This is a genomic window from Streptomyces sp. NBC_01296 (assembly GCF_035984415.1).
Lineage (GTDB): Bacteria > Actinomycetota > Actinomycetes > Streptomycetales > Streptomycetaceae > Streptomyces.
The window spans coordinates 1,876,232-1,900,997 of the sequence record NZ_CP130720.1 but is presented as its reverse complement, the minus strand read 5'-3'; the positions used below and the strand labels follow the sequence as shown (position 1 = coordinate 1,900,997).

20 protein-coding genes, 1 tRNA gene and 1 pseudogene are annotated in these 24,766 nt (G+C 72.7%); 10 read left to right on the top strand and 12 right to left on the bottom strand.

What is annotated here, in order from left to right; translation table 11 throughout:
- Positions 1-107: 107 nt before the first annotated feature.
- The 4 genes from OG299_RS08925 to OG299_RS08910 all read right to left on the bottom strand — a co-directional run bounded on the left by OG299_RS08925 (position 108) and on the right by OG299_RS08910 (position 4,612).
- The gene (locus OG299_RS08925) at positions 108-1,931 is read right to left on the bottom strand and encodes an AMP-dependent synthetase/ligase (protein WP_327361158.1); all 1,824 of its coding nucleotides are present in this window, start codon (positions 1,929-1,931) and stop codon (positions 108-110) included.
- A gap of 196 nt (positions 1,932-2,127) precedes the next feature.
- Complete coding sequence (locus OG299_RS08920) at positions 2,128-3,708, bottom strand: serine/threonine-protein kinase (protein ID WP_442817583.1); 1,581 nt, start codon at positions 3,706-3,708, stop codon at positions 2,128-2,130.
- A 212-nt stretch (positions 3,709-3,920) separates the two neighbouring features.
- Positions 3,921-4,005: transfer RNA gene (locus tag OG299_RS08915), tRNA-Leu, on the bottom strand.
- 145 nt (positions 4,006-4,150) lie between these two features.
- A complete protein-coding gene (locus tag OG299_RS08910; RefSeq protein WP_266634868.1) occupies positions 4,151-4,612 on the bottom strand; it encodes a hypothetical protein in 462 nt (153 codons plus the stop codon).
- A 210-nt stretch (positions 4,613-4,822) separates the two neighbouring features.
- Between OG299_RS08910 and OG299_RS08905 the strand changes: the two genes are divergently transcribed.
- Positions 4,823-5,998: a low temperature requirement protein A gene (locus OG299_RS08905; RefSeq protein WP_327361156.1), complete on the top strand. Its 1,176-nt coding sequence runs from the start codon at positions 4,823-4,825 to the stop codon at positions 5,996-5,998.
- Here the strand turns inward: OG299_RS08905 and OG299_RS08900 are convergent.
- Entirely contained in the window at positions 5,982-6,923 is a 942-nt protein-coding gene (locus OG299_RS08900) for a beta-ketoacyl-ACP synthase III (protein ID WP_327361155.1), read from the bottom strand. The genes OG299_RS08905 and OG299_RS08900 overlap by 17 nt on opposite strands.
- 218 nt (positions 6,924-7,141) lie before the next feature.
- On the opposite strand from OG299_RS08900, the gene fdhD reads away from it, so the two are divergent.
- Positions 7,142-7,978 (top strand): formate dehydrogenase accessory sulfurtransferase FdhD, encoded by an 837-nt coding sequence (gene fdhD, locus OG299_RS08895; RefSeq protein ID WP_327364485.1) that lies wholly within the window; start codon positions 7,142-7,144, stop codon positions 7,976-7,978.
- Between the two features lie 62 nt (positions 7,979-8,040).
- Here the strand turns inward: fdhD and OG299_RS08890 are convergent, their stop codons facing one another.
- Both OG299_RS08890 and OG299_RS08885 read right to left on the bottom strand, forming a co-directional pair.
- Positions 8,041-8,472 (bottom strand): (2Fe-2S) ferredoxin domain-containing protein, encoded by a 432-nt coding sequence (locus tag OG299_RS08890; RefSeq protein ID WP_327361154.1) that lies wholly within the window; start codon positions 8,470-8,472, stop codon positions 8,041-8,043.
- 9 nt (positions 8,473-8,481) lie between these two features.
- Positions 8,482-9,534 (bottom strand): bile acid:sodium symporter family protein, encoded by a 1,053-nt coding sequence (locus OG299_RS08885; protein WP_327361153.1) that lies wholly within the window; start codon positions 9,532-9,534, stop codon positions 8,482-8,484.
- Positions 9,535-9,700: 166 nt separating this feature from the next.
- On the opposite strand from OG299_RS08885, the gene OG299_RS08880 reads away from it, so the two are divergent.
- Positions 9,701-10,552 (top strand): LysR substrate-binding domain-containing protein, encoded by an 852-nt coding sequence (locus tag OG299_RS08880; RefSeq protein WP_266635878.1) that lies wholly within the window; start codon positions 9,701-9,703, stop codon positions 10,550-10,552.
- A 376-nt stretch (positions 10,553-10,928) separates the two neighbouring features.
- On the opposite strand, the pseudogene OG299_RS42715 reads toward OG299_RS08880, so the two are convergent.
- Positions 10,929-11,648: pseudogene (locus OG299_RS42715) on the bottom strand (IclR family transcriptional regulator domain-containing protein); the annotation flags it as partial.
- 794 nt (positions 11,649-12,442) lie between these two features.
- Positions 12,443-12,964 (bottom strand): RNA polymerase sigma factor, encoded by a 522-nt coding sequence (locus tag OG299_RS08870; protein WP_266634875.1) that lies wholly within the window; start codon positions 12,962-12,964, stop codon positions 12,443-12,445.
- 519 nt (positions 12,965-13,483) lie between these two features.
- Between OG299_RS08870 and metG the strand changes: the two genes are divergently transcribed.
- From metG to OG299_RS08850, 4 genes are all read left to right on the top strand, one after another.
- Positions 13,484-15,199, top strand: a complete 1,716-nt coding sequence (gene metG, locus OG299_RS08865; protein WP_266634877.1) for a methionine--tRNA ligase — start codon at positions 13,484-13,486, stop codon at positions 15,197-15,199.
- A gap of 171 nt (positions 15,200-15,370) precedes the next feature.
- On the top strand, positions 15,371-15,790 hold the full coding sequence (locus OG299_RS08860; protein WP_266634879.1) for a DoxX family protein: 420 nt from the start codon (positions 15,371-15,373) through the stop codon (positions 15,788-15,790).
- A gap of 170 nt (positions 15,791-15,960) precedes the next feature.
- Positions 15,961-16,548, top strand: coding sequence for a hypothetical protein (locus OG299_RS08855; protein WP_327361151.1), 588 nt, complete (start codon positions 15,961-15,963; stop codon positions 16,546-16,548).
- Between the two features lie 48 nt (positions 16,549-16,596).
- A complete protein-coding gene (locus OG299_RS08850) occupies positions 16,597-17,379 on the top strand; it encodes a bestrophin-like domain (protein WP_266634883.1) in 783 nt (260 codons plus the stop codon).
- Positions 17,380-17,416: 37 nt separating this feature from the next.
- On the opposite strand, the gene OG299_RS08845 is transcribed toward OG299_RS08850, so the two are convergent.
- The 3 genes from OG299_RS08845 to OG299_RS08835 form a co-directional block, all read right to left on the bottom strand.
- Positions 17,417-18,604 carry an MAB_1171c family putative transporter gene (locus OG299_RS08845; RefSeq protein ID WP_327361150.1) on the bottom strand — a complete coding sequence of 396 codons (1,188 nt, stop codon included), beginning with the start codon at positions 18,602-18,604 and terminating at the stop codon, positions 17,417-17,419.
- The gene (locus OG299_RS08840; protein WP_266634885.1) at positions 18,601-19,158 is read right to left on the bottom strand and encodes a toxin-antitoxin system, toxin component; all 558 of its coding nucleotides are present in this window, start codon (positions 19,156-19,158) and stop codon (positions 18,601-18,603) included. Before OG299_RS08840 ends, OG299_RS08845 begins: the two co-directional genes overlap by 4 nt.
- Before the next feature lie 67 nt (positions 19,159-19,225).
- Positions 19,226-19,891, bottom strand: a complete 666-nt coding sequence (locus OG299_RS08835; protein WP_266634886.1) for a helix-turn-helix domain-containing protein — start codon at positions 19,889-19,891, stop codon at positions 19,226-19,228.
- Between the two features lie 218 nt (positions 19,892-20,109).
- Between OG299_RS08835 and OG299_RS08830 the strand changes: the two genes are divergently transcribed.
- The 3 genes from OG299_RS08830 to OG299_RS08820 all read left to right on the top strand — a co-directional run bounded on the left by OG299_RS08830 (position 20,110) and on the right by OG299_RS08820 (position 24,739).
- Complete coding sequence (locus OG299_RS08830; RefSeq protein ID WP_266634887.1) at positions 20,110-21,096, top strand: helix-turn-helix domain-containing protein; 987 nt, start codon at positions 20,110-20,112, stop codon at positions 21,094-21,096.
- A gap of 131 nt (positions 21,097-21,227) precedes the next feature.
- Positions 21,228-22,583, top strand: a complete 1,356-nt coding sequence (locus OG299_RS08825) for a 6-phospho-beta-glucosidase (protein ID WP_327361149.1) — start codon at positions 21,228-21,230, stop codon at positions 22,581-22,583.
- 83 nt (positions 22,584-22,666) lie between these two features.
- On the top strand, positions 22,667-24,739 hold the full coding sequence (locus OG299_RS08820; RefSeq protein WP_327361148.1) for an MDR family MFS transporter: 2,073 nt from the start codon (positions 22,667-22,669) through the stop codon (positions 24,737-24,739).
- Positions 24,740-24,766: the final 27 nt, after the last annotated feature.

The following is a 24,766-nucleotide window of genomic DNA, read 5'->3' as shown; positions in this document are numbered from 1 at the left end:
GGATCCCCTCCGGTCGGAATCCCCGCATTCTGTGGGCGACCTGACGGATCGTCAATATCGCTGACGAAGGAGAAGTGACGCATCGTCAGTTGAGTTCTGCGGGGCCGTCAGGGCTGGTAGAGGGCCGCCACCTCCGTCGCGTACGCCTTCTCGATCGCCCGCCGCTTCAGCTTCAACGAGGGCGTCAGCAGACCCTGCTCCTCCGTGAACTGCTCCGCCAGCACCCGGAAGGTGCGGATCGCCTCGGCCTGCGAGACCAGCGTGTTCGCGGCCACCACCGCCCGCCGGACCTCCGCCGTCAGATCCGGGTCGTGGACCAGCTGCGAGGCGGGCATCTGCGGGCGCCCGCGCATCGACAGCCAGTGCGCTATCCCCTCCATGTCCAGCGTGAGCAGCGCGGCCACGTACGGCCGGTCGTTGCCCACCAGCACGCACTGCGCGACCAGCGGATGGGAACGCACCCGCTCCTCGAGGGCGGTCGGCGAGACGCTCTTGCCGTTGGAGGTCACCAGGATCTCCTTCTTGCGCCCGGTGATGGTGAGGTACCCGTCCTCGTCCAGCCGGCCCAGATCGCCCGTCGCCAGCCAGCCGCCGCGCAGCACCTCCTCCGTGGCGCGGGGGTCGTTGAGGTACCCGCTGAAGATGTGGCCGCCGTGCAGCCAGACCTCCCCGTCGTCGGCGATGTGCACCGTACTGCCCGGGATCGGCCGGCCCACCGTGCCGTACTTCGTCGCGCCCGGCGGATTCGCGGTGGCCGCCGCGCAGGACTCGGTCAGACCGTAGCCCTCGAACACCGTGATCCCGGCCCCGTCGAAGAACAGCCCGAGGCGGCGCGACATCGCCGACCCGCCCGACATCGCGTGCCGCACCCGGCCGCCCATCGCCTCGCGGACCTTCCCGTACACCAGCTTCTCGAAGAGCTGGTGCTCCATGCGCAGCGTGGCCGAGGGGCCAGGCCCGATGCCGAACGCCTTCTGCTCGCGCGCCTCCGCGTACCGTACGGCCGCCTCGACCGCCCGGTCGAAGGGGCCCGTACGCCCCTCCGCCTCCGCCTTGCGGCGGGCCGCCGCGAAGACCTTCTCGAAGACGTACGGGACGCCCAGCACGAACGTCGGCCGGAACGCGGCGAGGTCCGGCAGCAATTCGGCGGCCGCCAGCACCGGCTGGTGCCCGAGCTTCACCCGCGCCCGGACGGCCGCCACCTCCACCATCCGCCCGAAGACGTGGGCGAGCGGCAGGAACAGCAGCGTGGAGGGCTGCTCCCCGGGCCCGGCCTGGAAGACCGACTCCCAGCGGGCCACCATCGTGTCGGCCTCGTACATGAAATTGCCGTGGGTGAGCACGCAGCCCTTGGGGCGCCCGGTGGTCCCCGAGGTGTAGATCACGGTGGCGACGGCGTCGGGCGTGACCGCGGCGCGGTGCCGGTGCACCAGGTCGTCGGCGACCCCGCGGCCGTCCGCGACGAGCGCCTCGACGGCCCCGGTGTCGAGCTGCCACAGCCGCCGCAGGTGCGGGAGCCGCTCGATGACGGACCCGACGGTCATGGCCTGGTCCTCGTCCTCGACGACGCAGGCGGTGCAGTCGGAGTCCTGCAGGATCCAGTGCACCTGCTCGACGGACGAGGTCGGGTAGACGGGGACGGGCTGGGCGCCGATCGCCCACAGGGCGAAGTCGAACAGGGTCCACTCGTACCGGGTCCGGGACATGACGGCGACCCGCTCCCCGAACCGGACCCCCTGGGCCAGCAGCCCCTTCGCCAGCGCGAGCACCTCGGTGGCGAGCTCCCCGGACGTCACGTCCCGCCAGATCCCGTCGGTCTTGCGCCCGAGCACCACCCGGCCGGGATCCTCCTGGGCATGCCGGAACACGACGTCGGCGAGCCCGCCGACGGGCGCTGCCAAAACGACTGGTGGGACGGTGATCTCGCGCATGCCCCGCTCCTCTCCGCGCAGCGCGGCGACGCTACCCCACGGCTCCCCGCGGTTGATCACCGTGCGAAGACCTCCACAAGACCTCCCCAGGGAGCCGGGGAAGGGCCGTCCGGGGAGACACTCCCCGCGGCGGCGGCCCGGAAACGCCGGGCGCCCCGCCGATCGTGCGCCGGACGGGAGGAGCCGGGGCGCGGGCTCAGCCGTTCGCGGCGGCCGACCCGCCCGGAACGAAGGAGTCCAGCGCCGCGTCGAAGTGGCTCCGCGCCTCCGCGAGCCGGCCGACGGGCGCGGACACCCACACGTCGTACATGCGCCCGTTCTCGTCCCAGCAGACGTCGAAGGTGTGCCGGGCGCCTTCGGCGGCGGTGAAGCCGTTCCAGGTGAACTCCCAGAGGGCGGCGGGCAGTCCGTTGTGCGTGGTCGGGACGACCGTGCCGTCGCGGTAGCCGGGGTTGGTGGCCGGGCCGCTGGCGTGCGAGAGCCGCATGACGGCGACCGGCCCGTCGGACACCGCCGGCTTCACCTTGATGCCGATCCGCAGGGCCCCGTCCGGCGACATGTAGAACACCCGCTCGTCGTCGGTGGAGCGCTGGAAGCCGTCGGGTACGGCGAGGCCGAAGCCCGCCGGGTCGGACACGGACCGGTACCCGGCGGGCGCGGGCTTGGCGGGCCCGGGCACCGACGGGGGCGCGGTACGGGCGGGGGCCGGCGCCGGAGAGAGGGTCTGTGCGGGCTTGGCGTCGGCGGAGGCCCGGCTCCATCCGGAGGCGGTGGCGGTGGGCGCCGTCTCCCGTGCGCCGTCCGCCTGCCGGTCGCCGAGCTGTGAGGTGACGGCCACGGCGCCGGCGACCGCGACGGCGAACAGGGCGGCGATCAGCCCCGCCCGCAGAGCGGGCCGGGCCCGCCGGGCCGGGGCGGACGGCTGTGGGACGTGCTCGGTCGGCGAGTAGCCGACCGCGGCGCCCGCCCCGGATACGGTCCCGGCCGGAGGCGCGGTCACCGGACTCGGCGGCGGTACCCGGTCGGCGACGACGGGGACCTTGCCGGTGCTCACATAGGCCGACAGCAGCCGCTCGGCCTCCGCCGCCCCCATCCGCCGCTCCGGGAGGCGCTCCAGCAGTCCGCGGATGACCGGAACCAGCGGCCCCGCCTGCGCCGGCGGCCGGATCTCGTCGTACACGACGGCATGCAGGACCCCGCCGAGCGAATCGCGGTGGAAGGGCGACTCGCCGGTCAGCGCCGCACACAGCAGGACGCCGAGCGACCACAGGTCGGATTCGGGTCCCGCGACGGCTCCCTGCATGCGCTCGGGCGAGGTGTACTCGGGCGAGCCGACGAATGCGCCGGTCTCGCTGATGGTGGTGGACCCGGCGAGCCGCGCGATGCCGAAGTCGGTGAGCACCACCCGCCCCGTCCCGGCCTCCATGAGGACGTTGGCCGGCTTGACGTCCCGGTGGAGCACCCCGCGCGCGTGCGCCGCGGTCAGGGCGCCGAGCAGGGCCAGCCCGGTCCGCGCGGTCTCGGCGGGGGTGAGCGGCCCCTCGGTGCCGAGCCGGTCGGCCAGCGAGCCGCCCTCGACGAGTTCCATGACGATGTGGGGGCGCCCGTCGTGCTCCACGACGTCGTGCACGACGACGACGTGCGCATGCCTGACCTGGGCGACGGTCCGAGCCTCCCGCAGGGCGGCCCTGGCGTCCGCACCCCCGTCGACATGGAGCTCCTTGACGGCGACGGGCCGCCCGAGGAGCTCGTCGGAGGCCCGCCAGACGGTCCCCATGCCGCCTCTGCCCAACCGCTTCTCCAGGCGGTAGCGCCCGGCGATCACGATGCTGCTGTCCGGCCCGTCGTGCGACACGTTGCTTCCCCTCCGACCCCGTGGCGCCCCATGATGCCGCACAACCGGATCCGCCCCCGCCGCCCGAGCCGGACAACGCGAGGCCACCGCACCCCCAACGCAAAAAACCCCACCGAAGTGGGGTTTTTGTTTTGTGTCCGAGGGGGGACTTGAACCCCCACGCCCGATAAAGGGCACTAGCACCTCAAGCTAGCGCGTCTGCCATTCCGCCACCCGGACCAGGTGGTCGGCCCCGGTTTCCCGCGGCGACAAGGACAACAATAGCAAAGGATCGGGGCGGTTCCGACCAGGTATTCGGGCCCGGGCCGCTCGCTGACCTGCAGGCATGTCCCCGAGGGGGCGGCGAGACTCCGCGTCTCGCGGGTCAGCGGGCCGCCGCGGCGGGCTCGGCCCTCAGCCAGTCGTCGTTGTGCTGCCACGCGTAGAGGGTGGTGCCGTCCATGTAGGCGTAGTACAGGCCGCAGCGCGCGGTGGCCCTGCCCCGGGCGTCCTTGGGGAACCAGTCCTGCGCGAGCGGGACCTCCTGCGCCTGCGGCCGCGGCTCCGTCGTGCATGCGGTCGGGAGCCGGTCGTCCGGCAGGGTCGCCCTCAGCAGGCGGTCGCCGCCCGTCGTCTTCATCGCGTACTGCACCGACGTCGCGTCGTCCGCCAGCCAGCGCGGGACCGAGGCCCGTGCCGTCTTCGCCTCGGAGCCCGTCGCGTACGTGTCCGCCTCCTGGTGGCGGTTGCCGTACCAGTCGGCCGCGGCCGGGAGCGCGACCACGGTCGCGAGCCCCACGGCCGAGACGACGGCGGCGGTGGTCAGGATGACGGACCTGCGGATCATGGGGCTTTCGCTTCCCTCGGCGGCTGGCTTGCGGCGTTCCTCATCCTCCGCCCGCGCCCGGGGGCGGCGCGTCCTTCCACCGGGCGGGATCCGCATACATCTCAGGTCGTACGGGCCCGAAGCGCATCCGGATGCCGATACGCGCTGGACACCACGGGCGCCGAGGCGGTCGGATGAGCGCCGCACGTCTGCATCCGGGGGGACACACACATGGAAACACCGCACCGCGTCAGCACGTTGGAGCTCTTCTTCGACCTCGTCTTCGTCTTCACCATCACCCAGCTGACGGTGCTGCTCGCGGACGACATCAGCTTCCGGGCCGCGGGCCAGGTGCTGGTCATCTTCACCGTGCTGTTCTGGATGTACGGCGGCTACGCGCACCTGACCAACCAGGTGCCGCCCGACCGGACCGTGCGCAGGGTGCTGCTGATCCTGGCCATGGGGGCGTTCCTGGTGTGCGCGCTGGCGGTGCCGACCGCCTTCGGGGCCGGCGGGGTCGCCTTCGGCCTGGGGTACGTGTTCGTCGTCCTCGTGCACAGCGCCCTGTACACGCAGGCCCACGGCTTCGGAGTGCTCTGGTTCGCACTGCCCAACTTGCTGTGCGCGCTGTCGGTGCTGGCCGCCGGGTTCTTCGACGGGCCGCCCGCCTGGGGCCTGTGGATGCTGGCCCTGTTGATCCAGTTCGTCGTGCCGCAGCTGGTGCAGAGGGTGGCGGCGAGCGGGGCGCGGCCCGCCGAGGCCGAGGCCGCGTCCGCGGTGACGACGGTCAGCGACCAGCTCGGCGGCATGAGCGCGGAGCACCTCGTGGAGCGGCACGGACTGCTGCTGATCATCGTCTTCGGCGAGTCCGTGATCGCGATCGGCATCGGGACCGGCTCGCTGCCCCTGTCCGTGGGGATCGCCGCGGGTGCCTTCCTCGCGCTCGCCATCGCGTCGGCGCTGTGGTGGATGTACTTCGTCCGTGACGAGGGCCGGGCCGAGGAGGTCTTCGCCGAGACGGCCCCGGAGAAGCGTTTCAAGCTGGCGATGCTCGCGTACTACTACGCCTTCCTGCCCATGCTGCTCGGGATCGCCGCCTTCGCGGCGGGCGTCAAGAAGACCATCGGGCACCTGGGCGAGCACCTGCACACCGGCCCGGCGCTCGTCCTCGCCGGCGGGGTCGCCGTCTACCTGGCAGGCGACCTGGCCTTCCGGGCCGTGCTCGGGATCGGCCCGGCCCGCTTCCGGGCGGCGGGGATGCTGCTCGTCCTGGCCACCGTCCCGCTGGCCGGCGCCACCGCCGGGCTCTGGCAGCTGCTCGCGCTGGTCCTCGTCCTGCTGGCCGTGCTGGGAGCCGAGGCCCGCTGGGCCCCGGCCGCCGTGACCCCCGCTACGGGCAGCGGATGACCTGGCCCGCGTACGAGAGGTTGCCGCCGAAGCCGAAGAGGAGGACCGGGGCGCCGGTGGGGATCTCACCGCGCTGGACCAGCTTCGAGAGCGCCATCGGGATGCTGGCGGCCGAGGTGTTGCCGGAGTCCACGACATCGCGGGCGACGACCGCGTTGACGGCGCCGATCTTCGCGGCGAGCGGCTCGATGATCCGCAGGTTCGCCTGGTGCAGCACGACGGCGGCCAGCTCCTCGGGAGCGACCCCGGCCTTCTCGCACACCTTGCGGGCCAGCGGCGGGAGCTGGCTGGTGGTCCAGCGGTAGACGGACTGGCCCTCCTGGGCGAAGACCGGCGGCGAGCCCTCGATCCGGACCGCGTGGCCCATCTCCGGGACCGAGCCCCACAGGACCGGTCCGATGCCGGGCTCCTCGCAGGCCTCGACCACGGCCGCGCCCGCACCGTCGCCGGTCAGCACACAGGTGGTGCGGTCGCTCCAGTCGGTGATCTCGGTCATCTTGTCGGCGCCGATGACCAGCGCGCGGGTGGCCGAGCCGGCCCGGATCGCGTGGTCGGCGGTGGCCAGGGCGTGCGTGAAGCCCGAACAGACCACGTTGAGGTCCATGACGGCCGGGCTGCCGCCCATGCCCAGCTTGGCGGCGACGCGGGCGGCCATGTTGGGCGAACGGTCGATCGCGGTGGAGGTGGCCACCAGGACGAGGTCGATGTCGTCCGGGGACAGACCGGCACCGGCGAGGGCCTTGCCCGCGGCCTGGTAGGCCAGCTCGTCCACCGGTTCGTCGGGGCCCGCCATGTGCCGGGTCTTGATGCCGACCCGGGAGCGGATCCACTCGTCGTTGGTGTCGACCATCGCCGCGAGGTCCTCGTTGGTGATCACTTTCGCGGGCTGGTAGTGCCCTAGCGCCACCACGCGTGAACCGATCATGGGCGGGGTATCCCCTCGTACGGAAGTCAGGATCACCCAGCTTGACCTGCTACTGGTGGGTACAGGTGCACGTGACCCAACAGGATTACCTGCCCTTAATTTGGAGATTCCGGAGGATCTTCCTGCCGGGAGCGCCGTGGAACGGCGATCCGGGAGAATGGGCTCGTCAGCTGCACGACGAGGTGCGCGACGAGGACAGAACGGGCGGGCTGATCACCATGGGACGGGTCACCGAGCGCCGTCGTGTCGTGCGGGTGCGGAACGGGGTGGCCGGGGTGCGCCCGGACACGCTGGTCGCCGAGGAGCCGCTGGAGATACGGCTGAGCGGCAAACCGCTCGCCATCACGATGCGCACGCCCGGCGACGATTTCGCGCTGGCGGTGGGCTTCCTGGTGAGCGAGGGCGTGCTCGGCTCCGCGTCGGACGTACGGGCCGTGACCTACTGCGAGGGGGCGACGGAGGACGGCTCGAACACCTACAACATCGTGAACGTGCAGCTCGCGCCCGGGGTGCCGCTGCCGGACATCACCCTCGAACGGAACGTCTACACCACGTCCTCCTGCGGCCTGTGCGGAAAGGCCAGCCTCGACGCGGTCCGCACGGCGACCCGTTTCCCGCTCCAGCGGAGCGCGGCCGAGGACACCGTACGGATTCCCGCGGAGCTCCTCGGCGAGCTGCCGGACCGGCTGCGTGCGGCACAGAAGGTCTTCGACCGCACCGGCGGCCTGCACGCGGCCGGGCTGTTCTCCCCGCAGGGCGAGCTGCTGGACCTGCGGGAGGACGTCGGCCGGCACAACGCCGTGGACAAGATCGTCGGCCGGGCCTTCCGGGCCGGCCTGCTCCCGCTGGCGGGCGCGGTGCTGCTGGTGTCCGGCCGGGCCTCGTTCGAGCTCGCACAGAAGGCGGTGATGGCGGGCATCCCGATCCTGGCCGCCGTCTCTGCGCCGTCCTCGCTGGCCGTGGACCTGGCGCTGGACTCGGGCCTGACCCTGGTCGGCTTCCTGCGCGGACAGAACATGAACATCTACGCGGGCGAGGAACGGATCATCCTGTAGCGGTTCCCCGGGCGCGACCCGCGGTCCGGCCCTGCGGTCCTGGGTCCTGCGCGGCCCTGCGGTCAGCGGCCCCGGCGGGTGCGGCGCTTCGCTTCCGGCCTGGGCTCGGGCTCGGGCGGGTCGATGCGGTGGAGGTCGAGCGTCGCCGGGACGGGGGTGACGCCCGGGCCGCCGGATTGCGCCCACGCGATGACCTCGTCGGTCGCGGTGTCGTCCAGGGCCCAGCCGAACCAGGTCGCGCGGGCGCCCCTGCGGCGGGCCTCGGTGGTGGGCTGGACCACGATGACATTGGCCTGCGCGCACGGCCCGAGGCAGTCGCTCGTACGGACGGCCAGCCGGCCCCCCGACGCGGCGGCGGCCTCACGCAGCCGGGCCAGCTGGCCGGCGTGGTCGGAGCCGGGGTTCTTGCGGGGGTCCCCGCAGCAGCAGCCGCGGCAGACCACGAGGGTGCAGGGGCGTTCGGCGTGGGCGGCGAGCGGGCGAATCCAGGTCACCGCCGCACGTTACCGGGCCTGCCGTGCGGGGTGTTGGGCTCCGGAGGAGACCTCCACCACATGTCCGGCGGGCAGTTCGCCGTCGGCTGCAGACCCGGCGTCCCGGGCCCGTCGGCGCGCCAGTACCGCACACACCATCAGCTGCATCTGGTGGAACAGCATCAGCGGCAGCACCGCGAGGCTCGCCTGGGCCCCGAACAGCACGCTGGCCATGGGCAGTCCGGCCGCGAGGCTCTTCTTCGACCCGGCGAACTGGATGGCGATCCGGTCCGCCCGGCCGAACCCGAGCCGCTTCGCCCCGTACCAGCTGACCAGCAGCATGACGGCGAGCAGTACGGCCTCCACCGCCAGCAGGACGGCCAGACGCGGGACGCTGACCTGGTGCCAGATCCCGGCGGCCATGCCCGCGCTGAACGCGGCGTAGACGACGAGCAGGATCGAGCCGCGGTCGACGTATCCGAGGACCCTCTTCCGCCGGACCAGGAAACCGCCGACCCAGGGCCGCAGTACCTGCCCCAGCAGGAACGGCAGCAGGAGCTGGAGGACGATCTTGACGAGGGAGTCGAGGGAGAACCCGCCCGCGCTGTTGCCGAGCAGGCCGGCGGCGAGGAGCGGGGTGAGGAAGATGCCGGCGAGGCTGGAGAACGAGCCCGCGCAGATCGCCGCGGGGACGTTGCCGCGGGCGATCGAGGTGAAGGCGATCGAGGACTGGATGGTCGAGGGGACCAGGCACAGGAAGAGCAGTCCGCTGTGGAGCGGGGGCGTGAGCAGGGTGGGGACCAGCCCGCGGGCGGCCAGGCCGAGCAGCGGGAAGAGGACGAAGGTACAGGCCAGCACGGTCAGGTGGAGCCGCCAGTGGCGCAGGCCGTCGAGGGCCTCGCGGGTGGACAGCCGGGCGCCGTAGAGGAAGAAGAGCAGGGCCACGGCCCCGGTGGCGGCGCCCTCGGCGAGGGTGCCGGCCGGCCCGCGGGCGGGCAGCAGCGCGGCGAGGCCGACGGTGCCGAGGAGGGCCAGGACGTACGGGTCCAGGGGCAGCCGGGAAGGTATCTGCGGGCGGCGCATGTACGGGGCTCTCTTGCTGTCGTGGTGGTGGCGGGGCGGGGGCGGGGCGGGCCCCGGGTGCCTCCTCATCGTGGCGCTCGGGCCGGTGATCGGGAAACCTGCATACTGCACTTACTGTCATTGCGGTTCGTGATGGCCGTGGGGGAGCATGGGAGCCATGCCCGCCATGTACGACCCCGTCCAGTTGCGCACCTTCCTCACGGTCGCCCAGACGCTCAGCTTCACCCAGGCCGCCGGCCGGCTCGGCGTCCGGCAGTCCACGGTCAGCCAGCACGTACGGCGGCTCGAGGAGGCGACGGGGCGGCAGCTCTTCCTCCGGGACACGCACAGCGTGGAGCTGACGGAGGACGGCGAGGCGCTGCTGGGCTTCGCCCGGACGATCCTGGAGGCGCACGAGCGCGCGGCGGCCTACTTCACGGGGACGCGGCTGCGGGGGCGGCTGCGGTTCGGGGCGTCGGAGGACTTCGTGCTGACCCGGCTCCCGGAGATCCTCGAGGGCTTCCGCCACGAGCATCCCGAGGTGGACCTCGAGCTGTCCGTCGAGCTGTCCGGGACCCTGCACGAACGGCTGGACGCGGGGCGGCTCGACCTCGTCCTGGCGAAGCGGCGCGGCCCGGGGGACGAGCGGGGCCGGCTGGTGTGGCGGGACCGGATGGTGTGGATCGGCGCGGAGGGGCTGCGGGTGGACCCGGACCGGCCCGTGCCGCTGATCGTCTTCCCGCCGCCGGGGATCACCCGGGCCCGGGCGCTGGAGGTGCTCGAGCGGGACGGGCGGGCGTGGCGGATCGCGTGCACGAGCGGCAGCCTGAGCGGGCTGGTCGCGGCCGCGCGGGCAGGCCTGGGCGTGATGGCGCACACGCGGGGGCTGATCCCGCCGGGGCTGGTCAGGGTGCCGGGGCTGCCGGAGCTGGGCCCGGTGGAGTTCGCGCTGCTGCGGGGCGGGCGGAGCTCGCCGGCCGCGGAGGCACTCGCGGCCGCGATCCTCTCCGGCGCGGACCGCCTCACCCGCCCCGCCTGACCCCCGCGGGGCGGGTGAGGGCGGGTCAGGTGCCCAGGATCAGGAGGCCCTCGGACGGGGGGAGGCTGCCTGGGGTGAGGGGGGCGAAGGTGAGGGGGGCGAAGGTGAGCGGGAGGGCCAGGCGGGGCGGGCCGGATTCCGGGAGGGGGTCGAAGAAGTACGCAGCCTCCGCCGCGGTGTCACTGACCAGGTGGGGACCGGCCGGGGACGGCGTGGCCCGGGTCAGCGGGGTGCGGAAGAGGCTGCGCAGGTGGCGCAGGATCTCCGGAGTGACGTACGACGGACGGGGGAGGGGAGCGGTCGTCGGGGCCTCCCCGGCGTCCGGGGCCTGTGCGGCAGCCGGGGCGGCCGGCGCGTCCGGGGGGATCGCACCCGACAGGAGCAGTGCCAGGAGCACCGGGACGGCCTTGCGGCGCAGGGCCTCCGTGGCCTCGGGCAGCCGGTGGGCACGGTTCGCGGGCAGCGACAGCGCGAGGCTTCCGGCGGCGTCGCCGGTCGCGATCGGGACCGCCGAGCACACCACACCCGGGGAGTACTCGCGCAGGTCGAAGACCGGGGCGCCCGGGGCCAACGCGTCGAGGGCGCTGAACAGCACCCGGCTGTCGGTGATCGTCTGCGGGGTGAACCGGGCCGGCCGGTACCGGGCGACATGGTCGAGGCGGCGGTCGTGGTCGAGCTGGGTCAGCAGGCACTTGCCGACGGCGCTGGCGTGCGCCGCGGCCTTGAAGTCCACCCACTCCTGCACCGGCGGCGCCCCCGGCCCGTCGGCCATCTGCGTGATCCTGACCTCCCCCTCGGCATACCGGCTCAGGTACACCGCGGCGCCCGCACTGTCCCGGGCCAGGGCCAGGGTGCGCTGGAGCTGGCCCGCCAGCCCGCTGCCGCCGGGGGCGCCGAGCCGGTCGAGGGCGGGCCCGCGCGCGTACACGCCCGCGCCCGGCCGGTACGCGTACTCCTCCTCGCACAGCATCGCCAGCAGCGGCCACAGCTCCGCCTCCGCCAGACCGGCCTCCCGCCCCAGCTGGCCGGCCCGTACCCCCAGCGGATGCTTCTCGAGGACCCGTACGACGGCCAGCGCGCGCCGCGCGTGGGCCAGGGCCTCGCTCGTCCCGGCCCGGACGCGGCCGTCGCGCGCCGCCGACGCCAGCGCGGGATGCCGCAGCGGCCCCGCGCCCAGCCGGGTCCCCTCCGGGGACTGCGCCACCACCGGGGGCGCCGGCCGGAACGCGTCCAGCGCCGAGGGCAGTCCCGGCCTCGGCAGCGGCACCGGGCCCAGATCGGGATCGTCGCGCTGGTCGACGTAGCGCAGGACCGTCGCCTGCGCGCACAGCCGCACCTCGCGCAGGTCCCGCCGGCCGCTCGGCCGGAAGCCGCGCCGGCCCAGCTCGCGCGCCCAGATCCGGGCGTCGTGGTGCTCCCCGCGCCGGGAGTGGTCGAGGAAGAGGCAGTACGCGGCCGGCGCGGTCCGCGCGCGCCCGGAACCGGCGGCGAACTGCCACCAGAAGCGGGCCCCTTCGCGCAGCCCGGCCAGGTGCAGCAGGCAGCCGAAGACGACCGCCCCCGCCAGATCCGTGTGCCCGCTGTCGACGAAGGCGGTCAGCTGCGCCTCGGCCTTCGGGGTGCACACGGAGGCCAGGCAGACGGCCTTCAGGTCGCGCCGCGCCTGTTCGGAGTCGAGCGGGCAGTCCCGCGCCGGGTCGCTCCACCCGTACGCCCGGCGCCGGGAGGGCGCCGCGGCGGCCTGCCCCCGGGCGGCGCGCAGCAGCCGCGCCTCGGCCGCGCCCAGGTCGTAGTGCGGGTACCGGTCGCGGACGCCGGCCCGGGTCAGGAACTCGGCCAGGGAGCGGCGGGTGGCGTCGCCGCCGCGCTCCTCCTTGCCCTCGCGCCGCCTCATGATTCGGCGGAGGTGTCGAGCATGCGGGCGAGCCGCCGGTGGGCCTGGCCGAGCTGCGAGCGGACGGTGGCCTCGTCGACGCCCATCACGGAGGCGGCCTCGCCGGGGGTGCACTGGAGCCCGTAGCGCAGCAGCACGGCGTCGCGCTGGCGCTCGGCGAGCCGGGACACGGCGGAGTAGAAGCGGATGGTGTCGGTCAGCACCTCGTACTGGTCGGCGTGGGCCTCCTTGAGGGCGGCCTCGAAGGCGCTGATGTCCATCGGTTCGGGCCAGGTGCTGCGCCGCTGCTGCCGGTCGACCAGCCGTTGCTTGAGGATGGTCCAGGCGTACGCGTCGAGCCGGTCCATGTGGAGCATGCGTAACCACTCGTTCATGATCGAGTCGAAGGTGGCGTCCACCGCGTCCTCGGCAGCCGTGTCGGAGCCCAGCTGCAGGTACGCGAAACGCATGTACGAGGGCCTCCGGTTGGCGTGGAAGGCCCAGTACGACAGGCGTGCCGGCGGGTCCCACTGACTCATGGGCGTCGGCCGCCGCCGTCGGCTGGGCAGTCCCACGGCCCCACCGGACTCCTCTGGTCCGCCATCGCTCACCGTTCCACCTCACCTCGTCCCCTGTGCGCGGACAGCCTGGCAGTGCGGGCGCACCCGGGGGGCGCAGAAGAGAGACGTCGAGAGATTACGTTCGGTGATGATCGGCGAGTGACCGACTTCGACCGCGCGCGGGCCCAGTCCGCGCGTACGCATATGCCGGTGCCAAGCCGACCCGCCATGCACCGGCGTACGCCGTGTGACCAGCCAGGACGATCGCCGCGGCGGGCCCGCCCGGCCGCACCCCGGACACCGGTCCGCGGTGATCCGGACCGGCTGTAGCATGGGCGCACTGCGAGGGCCGTGACGGAGAGGTCACTTCCCTCGCTTTTGCGTTACGTCCACCCCGAAAAATGCGGCACGTGGCCTTTCGGCGGTTCGATACGATGAACCGCATCACAATCCGTCACGGCACGTTGTCACCGCATAGATGAAATGGAGCATCCGAGGATGGCTCGACACCTGATCACCAGCGCGCTTCCCTACATCAACGGGATCAAGCACCTGGGCAACATGGTCGGGTCGATGCTTCCGGCGGATGTGTACTCCCGGTACCTCCGCCAGCGCGGCCATGACGTCCTGTACATCTGCGCCACCGACGAGCACGGCACCCCCGCCGAGCTCGCCGCCAAGGAGGCCGGCGTCTCGGTCGCCGAATTCTGTGCGCAGGCGCACGACGCCCAGAAGGCGGTCTACGACGGCTTCGAGCTGTCCTTCGACTACTTCGGCCGCAGCTCCTCGCAGCAGAACGCCGAGATCACCCAGCACTTCGCCCGCCGGCTGCAGGAGAACGGCTTCATCGAGGAGCGCGCGATCCGGCAGGTCTACTCGCCGGTCGACGGCCGCTTCCTGCCGGACCGCTACGTCGAGGGCACCTGCCCGCACTGCGGCTACGACAAGGCCCGCGGCGACCAGTGCGAGAACTGCACCCGCGTCCTGGACCCCACGGACCTGATCGAGCCCCGCTCGGCCATCTCCGGCTCCACCGAGCTCGAGGTCCGCGAGACCAAGCACCTCTTCCTCCTCCAGTCCAAGCTCCAGCACGAGGTCGAGGCCTGGGTCGCGGAGCACGAGGAGGAGTGGCCGCAGCTGGCGTCCTCCATCGCCCGCAAGTGGCTGACCGAGGGCCTGCACGACCGCGCGATCACCCGCGACCTCGACTGGGGCGTCCCGGTCCCGGCCGACACGTGGCCCGAACTGGCCGCCGACGGCAAGGTCTTCTACGTCTGGTTCGACGCCCCGATCGAGTACATCGCCTCCACCAAGGAGTGGGCGGACGCCGACCCGGCCACCCGCGACTACAAGTCCTGGTGGTACGAGGCCGAGGACGTGCGCTACACGCAGTTCATGGCCAAGGACAACGTCCCGTTCCACACGGTGATGTTCCCCGCCACCGAGATCGGCACCCGCGAGCCCTGGAAGAAGGTCGACTACGTCAAGGCCTTCAACTGGCTGACGTACTACGGCGGCAAGTTCTCCACCTCGCAGAAGCGCGGCGTCTTCACCGACCAGGCGCTGGAGACCCTCCCGGCCGACTTCTGGCGCTACTTCCTCATCGCCAACGCGCCCGAGTCCGACGACTCGTCCTTCACGTGGGAGCACTTCGCGGCCACGGTCAACAAGGACCTCGGAGGCACCCTCGGCAACTTCGTCAACCGCGTGCTGACCTTCTCCCGCAAGAAGTTCGGCGACGAGGTCCCGGCCGGCAGCCCGGCCGGCGAGGTCGAGGCCAAGCTGGGCGAGCAGATCGCCGAGCTGCTGGCCGAGTACGAGGGCCACATGGAGTCCCTCCAGTACCGCAAGGCCGCGGCCGCGCTGCGCGCGCTGTGGTCCGCCGGCAACGCGTACCTCGACGAGAAGGCCCCCTGGCAGGAGGTCAAGACCGACCTGGACGGCGCGGCCCTCACGCTGCGCACCGCGATGAACCTGATCCACCTCTACTCGGTGGTCTCGGAGCCGTTCATCCCCGCCTCGGCGCGCGTCATGCGCTCCGCTTTCGCGCTCGCCGACGACACGGCGACGTGGATCACCCCGGAGCAGGCCAGGTCGCTGGACGCGGTTGCGGCGGGCACGCCGTTCACCGTGCCGCCGGTGCTCTTCGCGCGGATCACCGAGGAGGACCTCGAGTCCTACCGCGAGCGCTTCGGCGGCACCGAGGCCGGCTGACCTCCTCCGTCCGAGCCGAGGGGCGCGACCTTCCGGGGTCGCGCCCCTTCGCCGTACCCCCTGCCCGCCGGGGGACGCCGGGTGCAGTGGCGGAATAGGCCGGGCAGGTTAATGGTCTTTATGAGAGCACGAGCCGCAAAAAGGACAACCTGGTGCTCTACGGAGGTCATCATGGATGTGCTGGTGCTCATCGGCCGTCTGCTGTTCATCGGCCTCTTCGCCGCTTCCGGGGTGAACCACCTGACCCAGACCAAGGCGATGGCCGGATACGCGGCATCCCGCGGACTGCCCCTCGCCGTCCCCGCCACCGTCGCCAGCGGGCTGGTCATGCTCGTCGGCGCCGTGAGCGTGGGCGTCGGCCTGTGGGCCGACATCGGGGCGCTGCTGCTGGCCGCGTTCTCCTTCTCCGTCGCCGTCCTGATGCACGGCTTCTGGGCCGAGAAGGACCCGCAGGCCAAGATGATGGAGCAGTCCCAGTTCTTCAAGGACGTGTCGCTCGGCGGCGCGGCCCTGGTCCTGTTCGCGTTCTTCGCCTACGCCGGCCACGACCTCGGGCTCATGGTCACCGGCCCCGCGTTCTCTCTTGGCTAGGGCCGCCGCCCGCCCTGCTGCCGCCGATGGCTTGAAGTAGCCCCTCCGTCGGGGATCTTGACGCGTCTGCAGCGTATCGAAGCGCTCCCGTGATCGTTTCTTCAGCCGAAACCCTCACAACCGTCCCCCCGCTACCGCCGGGGGCGGCCGGCGGAACGGGAGGACGCGCGGTGACCGCTTGGCAGTACTTCGCCGGAGCAGGCCTGGTGGCGGCGCTCTGCCCGCTGCAGGGCCATGTGGCGGTCGCGGACGACGGCCCGGGGCCCTTCCCCGGCCACGGCCACGGGGCCCGGCTCGACGTGTGCGTGCCGACCGGGCAGCCGCGGCCGCCCGCCGTCACGCCCCCCGCCGCCACACCCCCTGCGGTCCGGCCTCCGGTACGGGCCGTGCTGCCCGGCGCCGAGCGGCCGACCGTGCACCACCCGGGGCGGCGCCCCGCGCCGGCCGTCGCCGCCCCCGCACCGCCGGAGCCGCCCCGGCCTACGGCGAAGGCAAGGGCCGCGGAGCCGGAGCCCGCGCCGCCCGCGCCGGGTCCCGAGGAGGTGGCGGAGCCGGCGCCGGCCGAAGCACCGGCCCCGCCCCGGCCCGCAGCCGTGGCCGCGCCCGTGCGCGCCTTCCACGTGCGTCCGCACCACTCGATCGCCCTGGAGCGGCGCGGCCCGGGCGGTATGTCCACCGTGATGCTCATGGTCGTCGTCACCACCCCGGCCGTGCTCGCCGCCGCCGCGCTGCGGCCGCGTTCCAAGAGCCGCGGCTGACGCGGCCGCCCCGCACCCACCCACCGATCCACCAACGGGAGAACCCTCGTGTCCGAATGGCTGGTCCTGGCCGTCGCCATGGCGCTCGTCTGCGCCCTCGTCCTCGCCTGTACCGCGCTCCGGCACCGCCGGGTCGCGGAGGACGAGGACACCAGCGAAACCCCCGACGTCATCGAGTACATGACGATGATGGTGGGCGTGGTCTACGCGATCGTGCTCGGCCTGGCCATCGCCGGCGTCTGGGAGGCGCGTGGCGCCGCCGAGGACAGCGTGCGCCGCGAGGCCCAGTCGCTGTACGAGGTCACCCAGCGCGCCGACGTCTACCCGACCCCCGTCCGCGACCGGATCCGCGGCGAGGTCGACGCGTACGTCTCCCACACCGTCGCCGTGGACTGGCCGCTGCTGACCTCGGGCCAGGGCGCCTCGCCCCAGGGCGCCGAGCTGCTCGGCAAGCTGCGCAGCGACGTCACCCACCAGAGCCCGGCGAGCGAGCTGCAGGCGCAGGCCTACCAGCCGCTGCTGGACCACATCGCGGCCGCCGACGACGCCCGGCACTCGCGCGTGCAGGCCGACGAGTCGACCCTGCCGGGCGTGGTGTGGTTCGGGCTGCTGGTCGGCGGGCTGGTCACGGTGGGGCTGATCTTCACCCTGCAGATCCGCCGGTCCGGGCGGGAGCTGCTGCTGGCGGGTCTGTTCAGCGCGCTGATCGTGTTCCTGCTGTTCATGGTGTGGAGCTTCGACGCACCCTACGGCCGGGACGGAATCGATTCCGCGGGTCCGTTCCAGGACCTGTTCCCGAAGGTGGCGCTGGCCGCGGCCGCCGAACGCTGATCCCCTGCGGCCGCGGGAGCGGTACCGGCGGGCCGGCTCAGGCCGGTCCGCTCCCCGTCAGCGCGACCTGCCGGCGTACGGCCGCCACCACCGGCGAATGCCGCAGCGCGTGGGAGATCCGTACGAGGTCGCGCGCGCTGCCCAAGGTGTCGAGGACGCTCTCCTCGCTGGCCCCGATGACCGCACCCTCCGGGTCCGCCGAGCGGGCCCGGACGGCGGCCGCGACCATCGCCGCGTCGGCGACCGCGCGCGCCGTCTCCTCCTCCGCCCCGCCCGCGAGGGCCCGCGTGTACGCCTCCTCGCGGCGGCCCAGGTCGAAGTACGGGCCGAGGTGCAGGAATCCGTCGTGGATGTCCGACTCGCGCTGGATCACCCGCAGTTCGGCCGGGGCCCACCAGGACATCTGCACGCAGGGCGTGCCGCTGGGGGCGCCGATCTGCACCTCGTTCCACAGCGCGCCGAGCCGCCGGTACGTCGTCCAGGTCTGCCAGCTGTCGGACAGCCGCTGGCACAGCAGGGGCAGTACGAAGCCGATCGCGCTGATCAGGGCGCCGATGGAGGCGAGCGGCGGGGCGATGAAGGTGCTCAGGCCGTCGAGGTCGTGGCCGGCCCAGCGGGCGACGACCGCGGAGATCTTGGTGGCGTCGTAGCTGAGGTTGAAGATGTAGCCCGAGACGATGATCATCAGGCCGATCCGCAGCCAGCCGTGCACCTGGAGGGACCAGCGCCAGCACATGGCCACCATCACGACGGCCGCCACCAGGTGCGCCGTCAGGTAGAGGGCGATCATCTGCTGGATGTACGGGGTGTTGGCGTAGTAGGTGTCGAAGTCGCGCAGCCGCTCGACCGGGGTCTCGCCGAGCAGGAAGAGCACGACCAGCACCACGACGACCGCGGCGTATCCGAGGATCCAGCGGCGCGAGATGCGCCGGGTCGCTTCGGGAGGGCCGCCGCGCCAGTTCACGATCAGTACCAGGCAGGCGGCACTGAACAGGGTGATCAGGCAGTAAACGAGCGGTGCGGAGAAGTTGGTGACACCGGTCCAGCGGTTGACCGCCTCGATGGTGGGCGGAGCGGCGAAGGTGAACACCGATCCGGCCAGGATCAGCAGGGCGCAGACCGACCGCAGGAGCGGGTCGCGCCAGTTGTTCCGTAGTGCCGGCAGCTTGAAGGCGAGTGAGACCGCCAGGGCGGCTGCCGGTATGTAGTAGTCCTGGCCGTTCAACGGTCGTTCCTGTGCCCCCGGTATCCGAGCGAGGCCTCGATGCGGCCCGCCAACTGGTCACGCTGTGCGGGCGCCCGGTGGCTCGCGGAACCGGCGAGCCAGGTCCGGCAGCGGCTGCCCAGCAGTAAACCGAACGTCTCCGCCTCGGTCTCCTCCGAGACGTCGGCGCGCGTGCGCGCGGCGACGCGCCGGACGGTCTCGCCGAGATCGGCCTCGTCGGTCAGCAGCCGGGCGGCGACGGCGGCTCCGTCGACGTGGTGGCTGCAGTGGCCGGCCTTCATGTGCCACAGCTCGTGGCCCAGGATGACCAGCTGGTGGTCCGGCGCGGTGCGTTCCTCGATGACCACCAGATCGCGGTCCGCCATGTCGAGCCACAGGCCGCTGGCCGTCCCCGGCGGGAACGAGGCCATCCGGAAGTCCACCCGGCGGCCGCGGTGCTTGCTCATGCCCTCGCAGAGGGCGGCGTAGAGGTCCACGGGCTCCACGGGCGCCGTCAGCCGGAGCCCGGCCACCAGTTCGCTGCACAACCGGCGCTGCTCTCTGCCTATGCTCACCGTTCTCCCCGTCGGCGCGGATCCGGATCAGGACTCAAGGATCAGACCCAGACTCTCGACTGGGTCATCATTCATTCGGTTTGACGCTTTCGAGGAGCATGTCCAGCCATTCGGTCACCTTGTCCCGGTGCTTGTCGCTGGGCAGTTGGGCGGCGCGCCAGGCGATGCCCCGCACACCGTGGTTCTGCAGGAGTCTTGCCAGCGGATCGCCGGTCGAAGCCGCCGGGGCGGGTACGGTTTCGCGCGTGCGGCCCGCGAAGTCCTGGAGCAGCTGCTGCTCGGTCCGCTGGAGCGCGTCGGTGAGGGCTTCCGCGTCGTGCGCGGTGAGGAACCCGGCGTGGACGCCGAAGAAGCGCTGGATCGCGTCGCAGTGCTCCATGGTGGGCCGGCGGTCGCCGTTGATCAGGGCGCCGGCCTGCTGCCGCGACATGCCGGCGCCGTCCGCGATCTCCTGCTGGGTGTAGCGGCGCCCGTTCGGCTTCAGCCGGGTGCGCCGGAGCAGGTCGAGACGCTGGAGGAAGCGCGTCTGCAGGCAGGGCTCGACGGCGGGCCGGCCGTCCAGCAGGGACCTGACCACGTCGGCGGGGACGCCGGAGGCCTCCGAGAGGCGGCGCAGGTCGAAGACCTTGTTCAGGTCGCGGCCCATCTTGCCCGCGAGTTCGGCGACGCGCGTGACGGTGGCTGCCAGGGGCGCGTTGGCCACCGCGACGGGAGCCGGGAAGCCGTCTGTCACCAGTGGTTCTCCTAGATCGCGGCGGGTCGGTACGGGCACATGGTCGGCTTTTGGAATCTAGCCGAGGACCCGCCGCAGGGCCAGAACTTGCCACAGCTGTGGCGGGAATGAGCTGTCAAGAGGCTGGAATTGCCACGATAGTTGACACTCGAATGAAGTCGGTAGCAGGATCGCCACAGGCAATTGAAGATCCAGACCGTGAAGAGGGGGAGCTCTCGGTGCCACATCTCGCAGCGGTGGGCCCGTCCGATGGCCTCGCCCGAGCCGGTGAGGAGCGCCTGGCGGGCGAGGAGTCCGTACGCGGCGCAGTGCGGTCGGAGCGACGCAAGGAGATTTTGCGCCAGCGGCGCGAGGAGCTCGGCCTGAGCCAGGAGGACCTCGCCGCCCGGCTCCGCATCAGCGTCCGCGCCTATGGAAACTGGGAGCGCGGCCTGGTCAAGGAATGGACGGACCGCAAACTGCTCGCCCTGGCCGAGGCCTTGGAGATGAGCGAGCGGCAGTGCTTCTGGCTCTTCCGCGTCATGGTCGACCGCGACCCGCCGCCGACCTGGCGGGCGGCCGAGGAGAGCCGGCTGCCCCAGGACCCGGCCCAGCGCGACTACTTGTGCGACTACGCGGCCCTCATGGAGGCCGTGCCCTACCCGAGCTTCCTGGTGGACCACCGCTGGGACGTGGCGCTCACCAACTCGGCGTTCGACAAGCTCTTCCAGTCGGTGCGCCCCCATCCGACCGCCCTGCCGGACGACAACTTCCTGCGCTTCGTGCTGTTCCACCCGGACGCCGCGGCCGTGCTGGAGGACCACGAACCGGCCTGGTGCGTCCCGCTGCTGGCCCAGTTCGCGAACGCGCTCGCCGCCGCCCCGGAGGACGAGGGCCTGAACAGCATCCGCCAGGAGGTGGCCCGCGACCCCTTCATGGAAGCGGCCTACCGTTACGGGGTGCCGCACTGGCTGAGCACCCACGGGGCCGACGCCGCCGAGCGCGACGGGGCCGTGCGGACCGTCCGCCACTGGGACCCGCGCTGGGGGCACGTACGCTGCCGGCTGGTGGCCGAATCCAGCCGGATGCTCGACGGGATGGGCCTCACCCGGATCACCATGATCCTGTCGGCACCGCAGGGTGCGGCGACGGGTCCGGTCCCGGGAACCGCCGCCCCGCTCCACCACGGACCCCGGCTGCGCGCCGTCCCGTCGCTGGAGGACTGAGCCGGCCGAGCCCCCCGCCGCACCGCCCGGCAGGGGACACTGGAGCCCTCCAACATGTGTCGATCACGTGTCGCGGAGCGGATGCCACGGATCGTGGCACCGATCGTGGCACGGGCGAAGGGCGGTAGGGCGTGCGGCTGACCATCCTCGGCGGGGGCGGATTCCGGGTACCGCTGGTCTACGGTGCACTGCTCGGCGACCATGCCGAGGGCCGGGTCTCCCAGGTGACCCTGTACGACGAGGATCCCGCCCGGCTCGGCGCCATGGCCCGGGTGCTCGCCGACCAGGCGGCCGCCTCCAAAGCGCCCGACGCCCCGGCCGTCACCGCCACCGGGGACCTCGACGAGGCCCTGCGCGGGGCCGACTTCGTCTTCTCCGCCATCCGCGTCGGCGGCCTCGAGGGGCGCGCCGCGGACGAGCGGGTCGCCCTGGCCGAGGGCGTACTGGGCCAGGAGACGGTCGGCGCGGGCGGGATCGCGTACGGCCTGCGGACGGTACCGGTCGCCCGGGAGATCGCCCGCAGGATCGCCCGCAGCGCCCCCGATGCCTGGGTCATCAACTTCACCAACCCGGCCGGGCTGGTCACCGAGGCCATGGCCGAGGAGCTCGGCGACCGGGTGATCGGGATCTGCGACTCCCCGGTGGGGCTCGGCCGGCGCGTCGCCCGGCTGCTCGGCGCCCGCCCGGACGAGGCCTGGATCGACTACGTCGGCCTCAACCACCTGGGCTGGCTGCGCGGGCTGCGCATCGGCGGCCGTGACGAACTGCCCCGGCTGCTGGCCGACACCGAGGCGCTGGAGTCCTTCGAGGAGGGCCGGCTGTTCGGGGCCGAGTGGCTGCGCTCGCTCGGCGCGATCCCGAACGAGTACCTGCACTACTACTACTTCAACCGTGACACCGTACGGGCGTACACGGAGGCCGAGCAGACCCGCGGCGCGTTCCTGCTCGACCAGCAGCGCGGGTTCTACGCCGACGCGGGCCGGGCAGACCGGCCGGCCGGGGCGGCACTGGCCGCCTGGGACCGGACCAGGGCCGAGCGGGAGGCCACGTACATGGCCGAGAACCGCCGGGCGGCGGGCACGGGCGAGCGCGACGAGAGCGATCTGGAGTCCGGCGGGTACGAGAAGGTCGCGCTCGCGCTGATGCGGGCCATCGCCCGGGACGAGCGGGCCACGCTGATCCTCAACGTCCGCAACCGCTCGACCCTGTCCGTGCTCGACGCGCAGGCGGTCATCGAGGTGCCCTGCCTGGTCGACGCGAACGGCGCCCACCCGGTGGCCGTGGACCCGCTGCCGCTGCACGCGGTGGGCCTGGTGACCTCCGTCAAGGCGGTCGAGCGGGAGGTCCTCGCGGCCGCCGCGAGCCGCTCCCGGGCCGCCGCCGTCAAGGCCTTCGCGCTGCACCCGCTGGTGGACTCGGTCGCAGTGGCCCGGCGGCTCCTGGACGGCTACGCGGCCACGCACCCGGGACTGGCCTACCTGCGCTGATCCCGCGCCCGGGAGCCCGGCGGGGTCCCTCGTACGGTCCAGTGCGCATGCGGCGGGGTGGGGGCGCTGTGAGAGTGCGAGATGTGACCACTGCCCCCGCCGAAGCCTCCGCCGCAGCCGCGGCGCCTCCCGAGCTCGACCGGCGGCAGCGCAATGTCGTCTTCGGCACGATCATGCTGGGCGTGCTGCTCGCGGCCCTCGACCAGACGATCGTCGGCACCGCCCTGCCCACGATCGTGGCGGATCTCGGCGGCGGGGACCACATGTCGTGGGTGGTGACCTCCTACCTGCTCGCGGAGACCGTCGCGACGGTGCTGGTGGGCAAGTTCGGCGACCTCTTCGGCCGGAAACTGATCTTCCAGATCTCGGCGATCGTCTTCATCACCGGTTCGTTCCTGTGCGGCCTGGCGAGCAACATGTCCCTGCTCATCCTGTGGCGGGGCGTCCAGGGCGTCGGCGCCGGCGGCCTGATGGTCACCTCCATGGCCCTGATCGCCGACGTGGTCCCCTTGCGCGAACGCGGCAAGTACCAGGGCGCGATCGGCGCGGTCTTCGGGGTCGCGACCGTCATCGGGCCCCTGCTCGGCGGCCTGTTCACCGACCACCTGACCTGGCGCTGGGCGTTCTACGTCAACGTCCCGATCGCGATCCTGGTGGTGATCGCGGCGGCCCGGACGATCCCCTCGGTCCGGGCCGCCGGGGGGACCCGCATCGACTACCTGGGCATCGCCCTGGTCGCGGTGGGCTCCAGCGCGCTGATCCTGGCCACCAGCTGGGGCGGGAACGAGTACGCCTGGGGCTCCGCGACGATCATCGGGCTCTTCGTGCTCGGCGTGCTGGCCCTGGCCCTGTTCTGCCTGGTCGAGACGCGGGCGGCGGAACCGATGCTGCCGATGCGGCTGTTCCGCAACCCGGTCTTCACGGTCTGCTCGGTGCTCAGCTTCGTGGTCGGCTTCGCGATGCTCGGCGCGATGACGTTCCTGCCGACGTACCTGCAGTTCGTGGACGGGGATTCGGCCACGGTCTCGGGCGTACGGACCCTGCCGCTGGTGATCGGCCTGCTGATCGCGTCGGTCTTCAGCGGGAACGTCACCAGCAAGACCGGGCGGTACCGGATCTTCCCCATCGTGGGCTGCCTCGTGATGGGGATCGGGCTGTACCTGCTGTCCCGGATGGGCCCGGGGACCAGCGCCTGGCTGGAATCGCTGTACATGTTCGTGCTCGGTGCCGGGATCGGCCTGTGCATGCAGGTCCTCACGATCGCGGTGCAGAACACCGTGGACTACGCCGACCTCGGCACCGCCACGTCAGGTGTCACGTTCTTCCGTACGCTCGGCAGCTCGTTCGGCACGGCCGTCTTCGGCACGATCTACGCCAACACCCTGGGCCCGGCGCTGGAGGAGGCGGTCGCCGAGGCCGCCCGGGCCACCGGGGGCGATCCGGCCCAGCTGGCCGAGGCGGCCCAGAGCCCCAAGGGCGTCCACGGGCTCGACCCGGCGGCGGCCGAGCCGATCGTCGAGGCGTACGCGCAGACGCTGCACACGGTGTTCCTGTGGACCGTTCCGGTGGCCGGGATCGGCTTCGTCGTCGCGCTCTTCCTCAAACAGGTCCGGCTGCGCGACACCGCCCGCGCGGCCTCGACGGACATGGGCGACGGCTTCGCCTCACCGGCCACGGCCTCCGGCAACTCGGCCAAACTGCTGGAGCTGGCGGTCGGCACGCTCGTGCGGAACATGGGGCCGGAGACGGCGCGGGCGATCGTGAACGCCTCGGACACCCGGCTGGACATGGCGGGCGCCTGGACGGTGATGCAGGTGGAGCTCATGACCCGCACCGTCGGCCATGCCAGCCTCGGGCTCGTCGCCTCGCGCCGTTCCGTGCCCCCGGAAGTCCTGCTGCCCGTCTTCGACCGGATGATCGAGGAGGGGTACCTGACCCGCGAGGGCACCTTCTTCACGCTCACGCCGGCGGGGGAGCGGGAGGCGGCGACCATCTCGAAGGCGTGGGGCGACTGGCTCGGCGACCAGCTGGAGAAGGACCGCGGACGCCCGCGGAGCGAGGAACTCCGGGCGGCGGCCGACGCGATCGCGAAGCGGCTGCTGGCGGAGGACCTGCGCGAGGGCCACTTCGCGCAGAGGGCCCCGGCGGGTGTGTGATCCGCCGTCCCGGGCCGACAGCCGGGT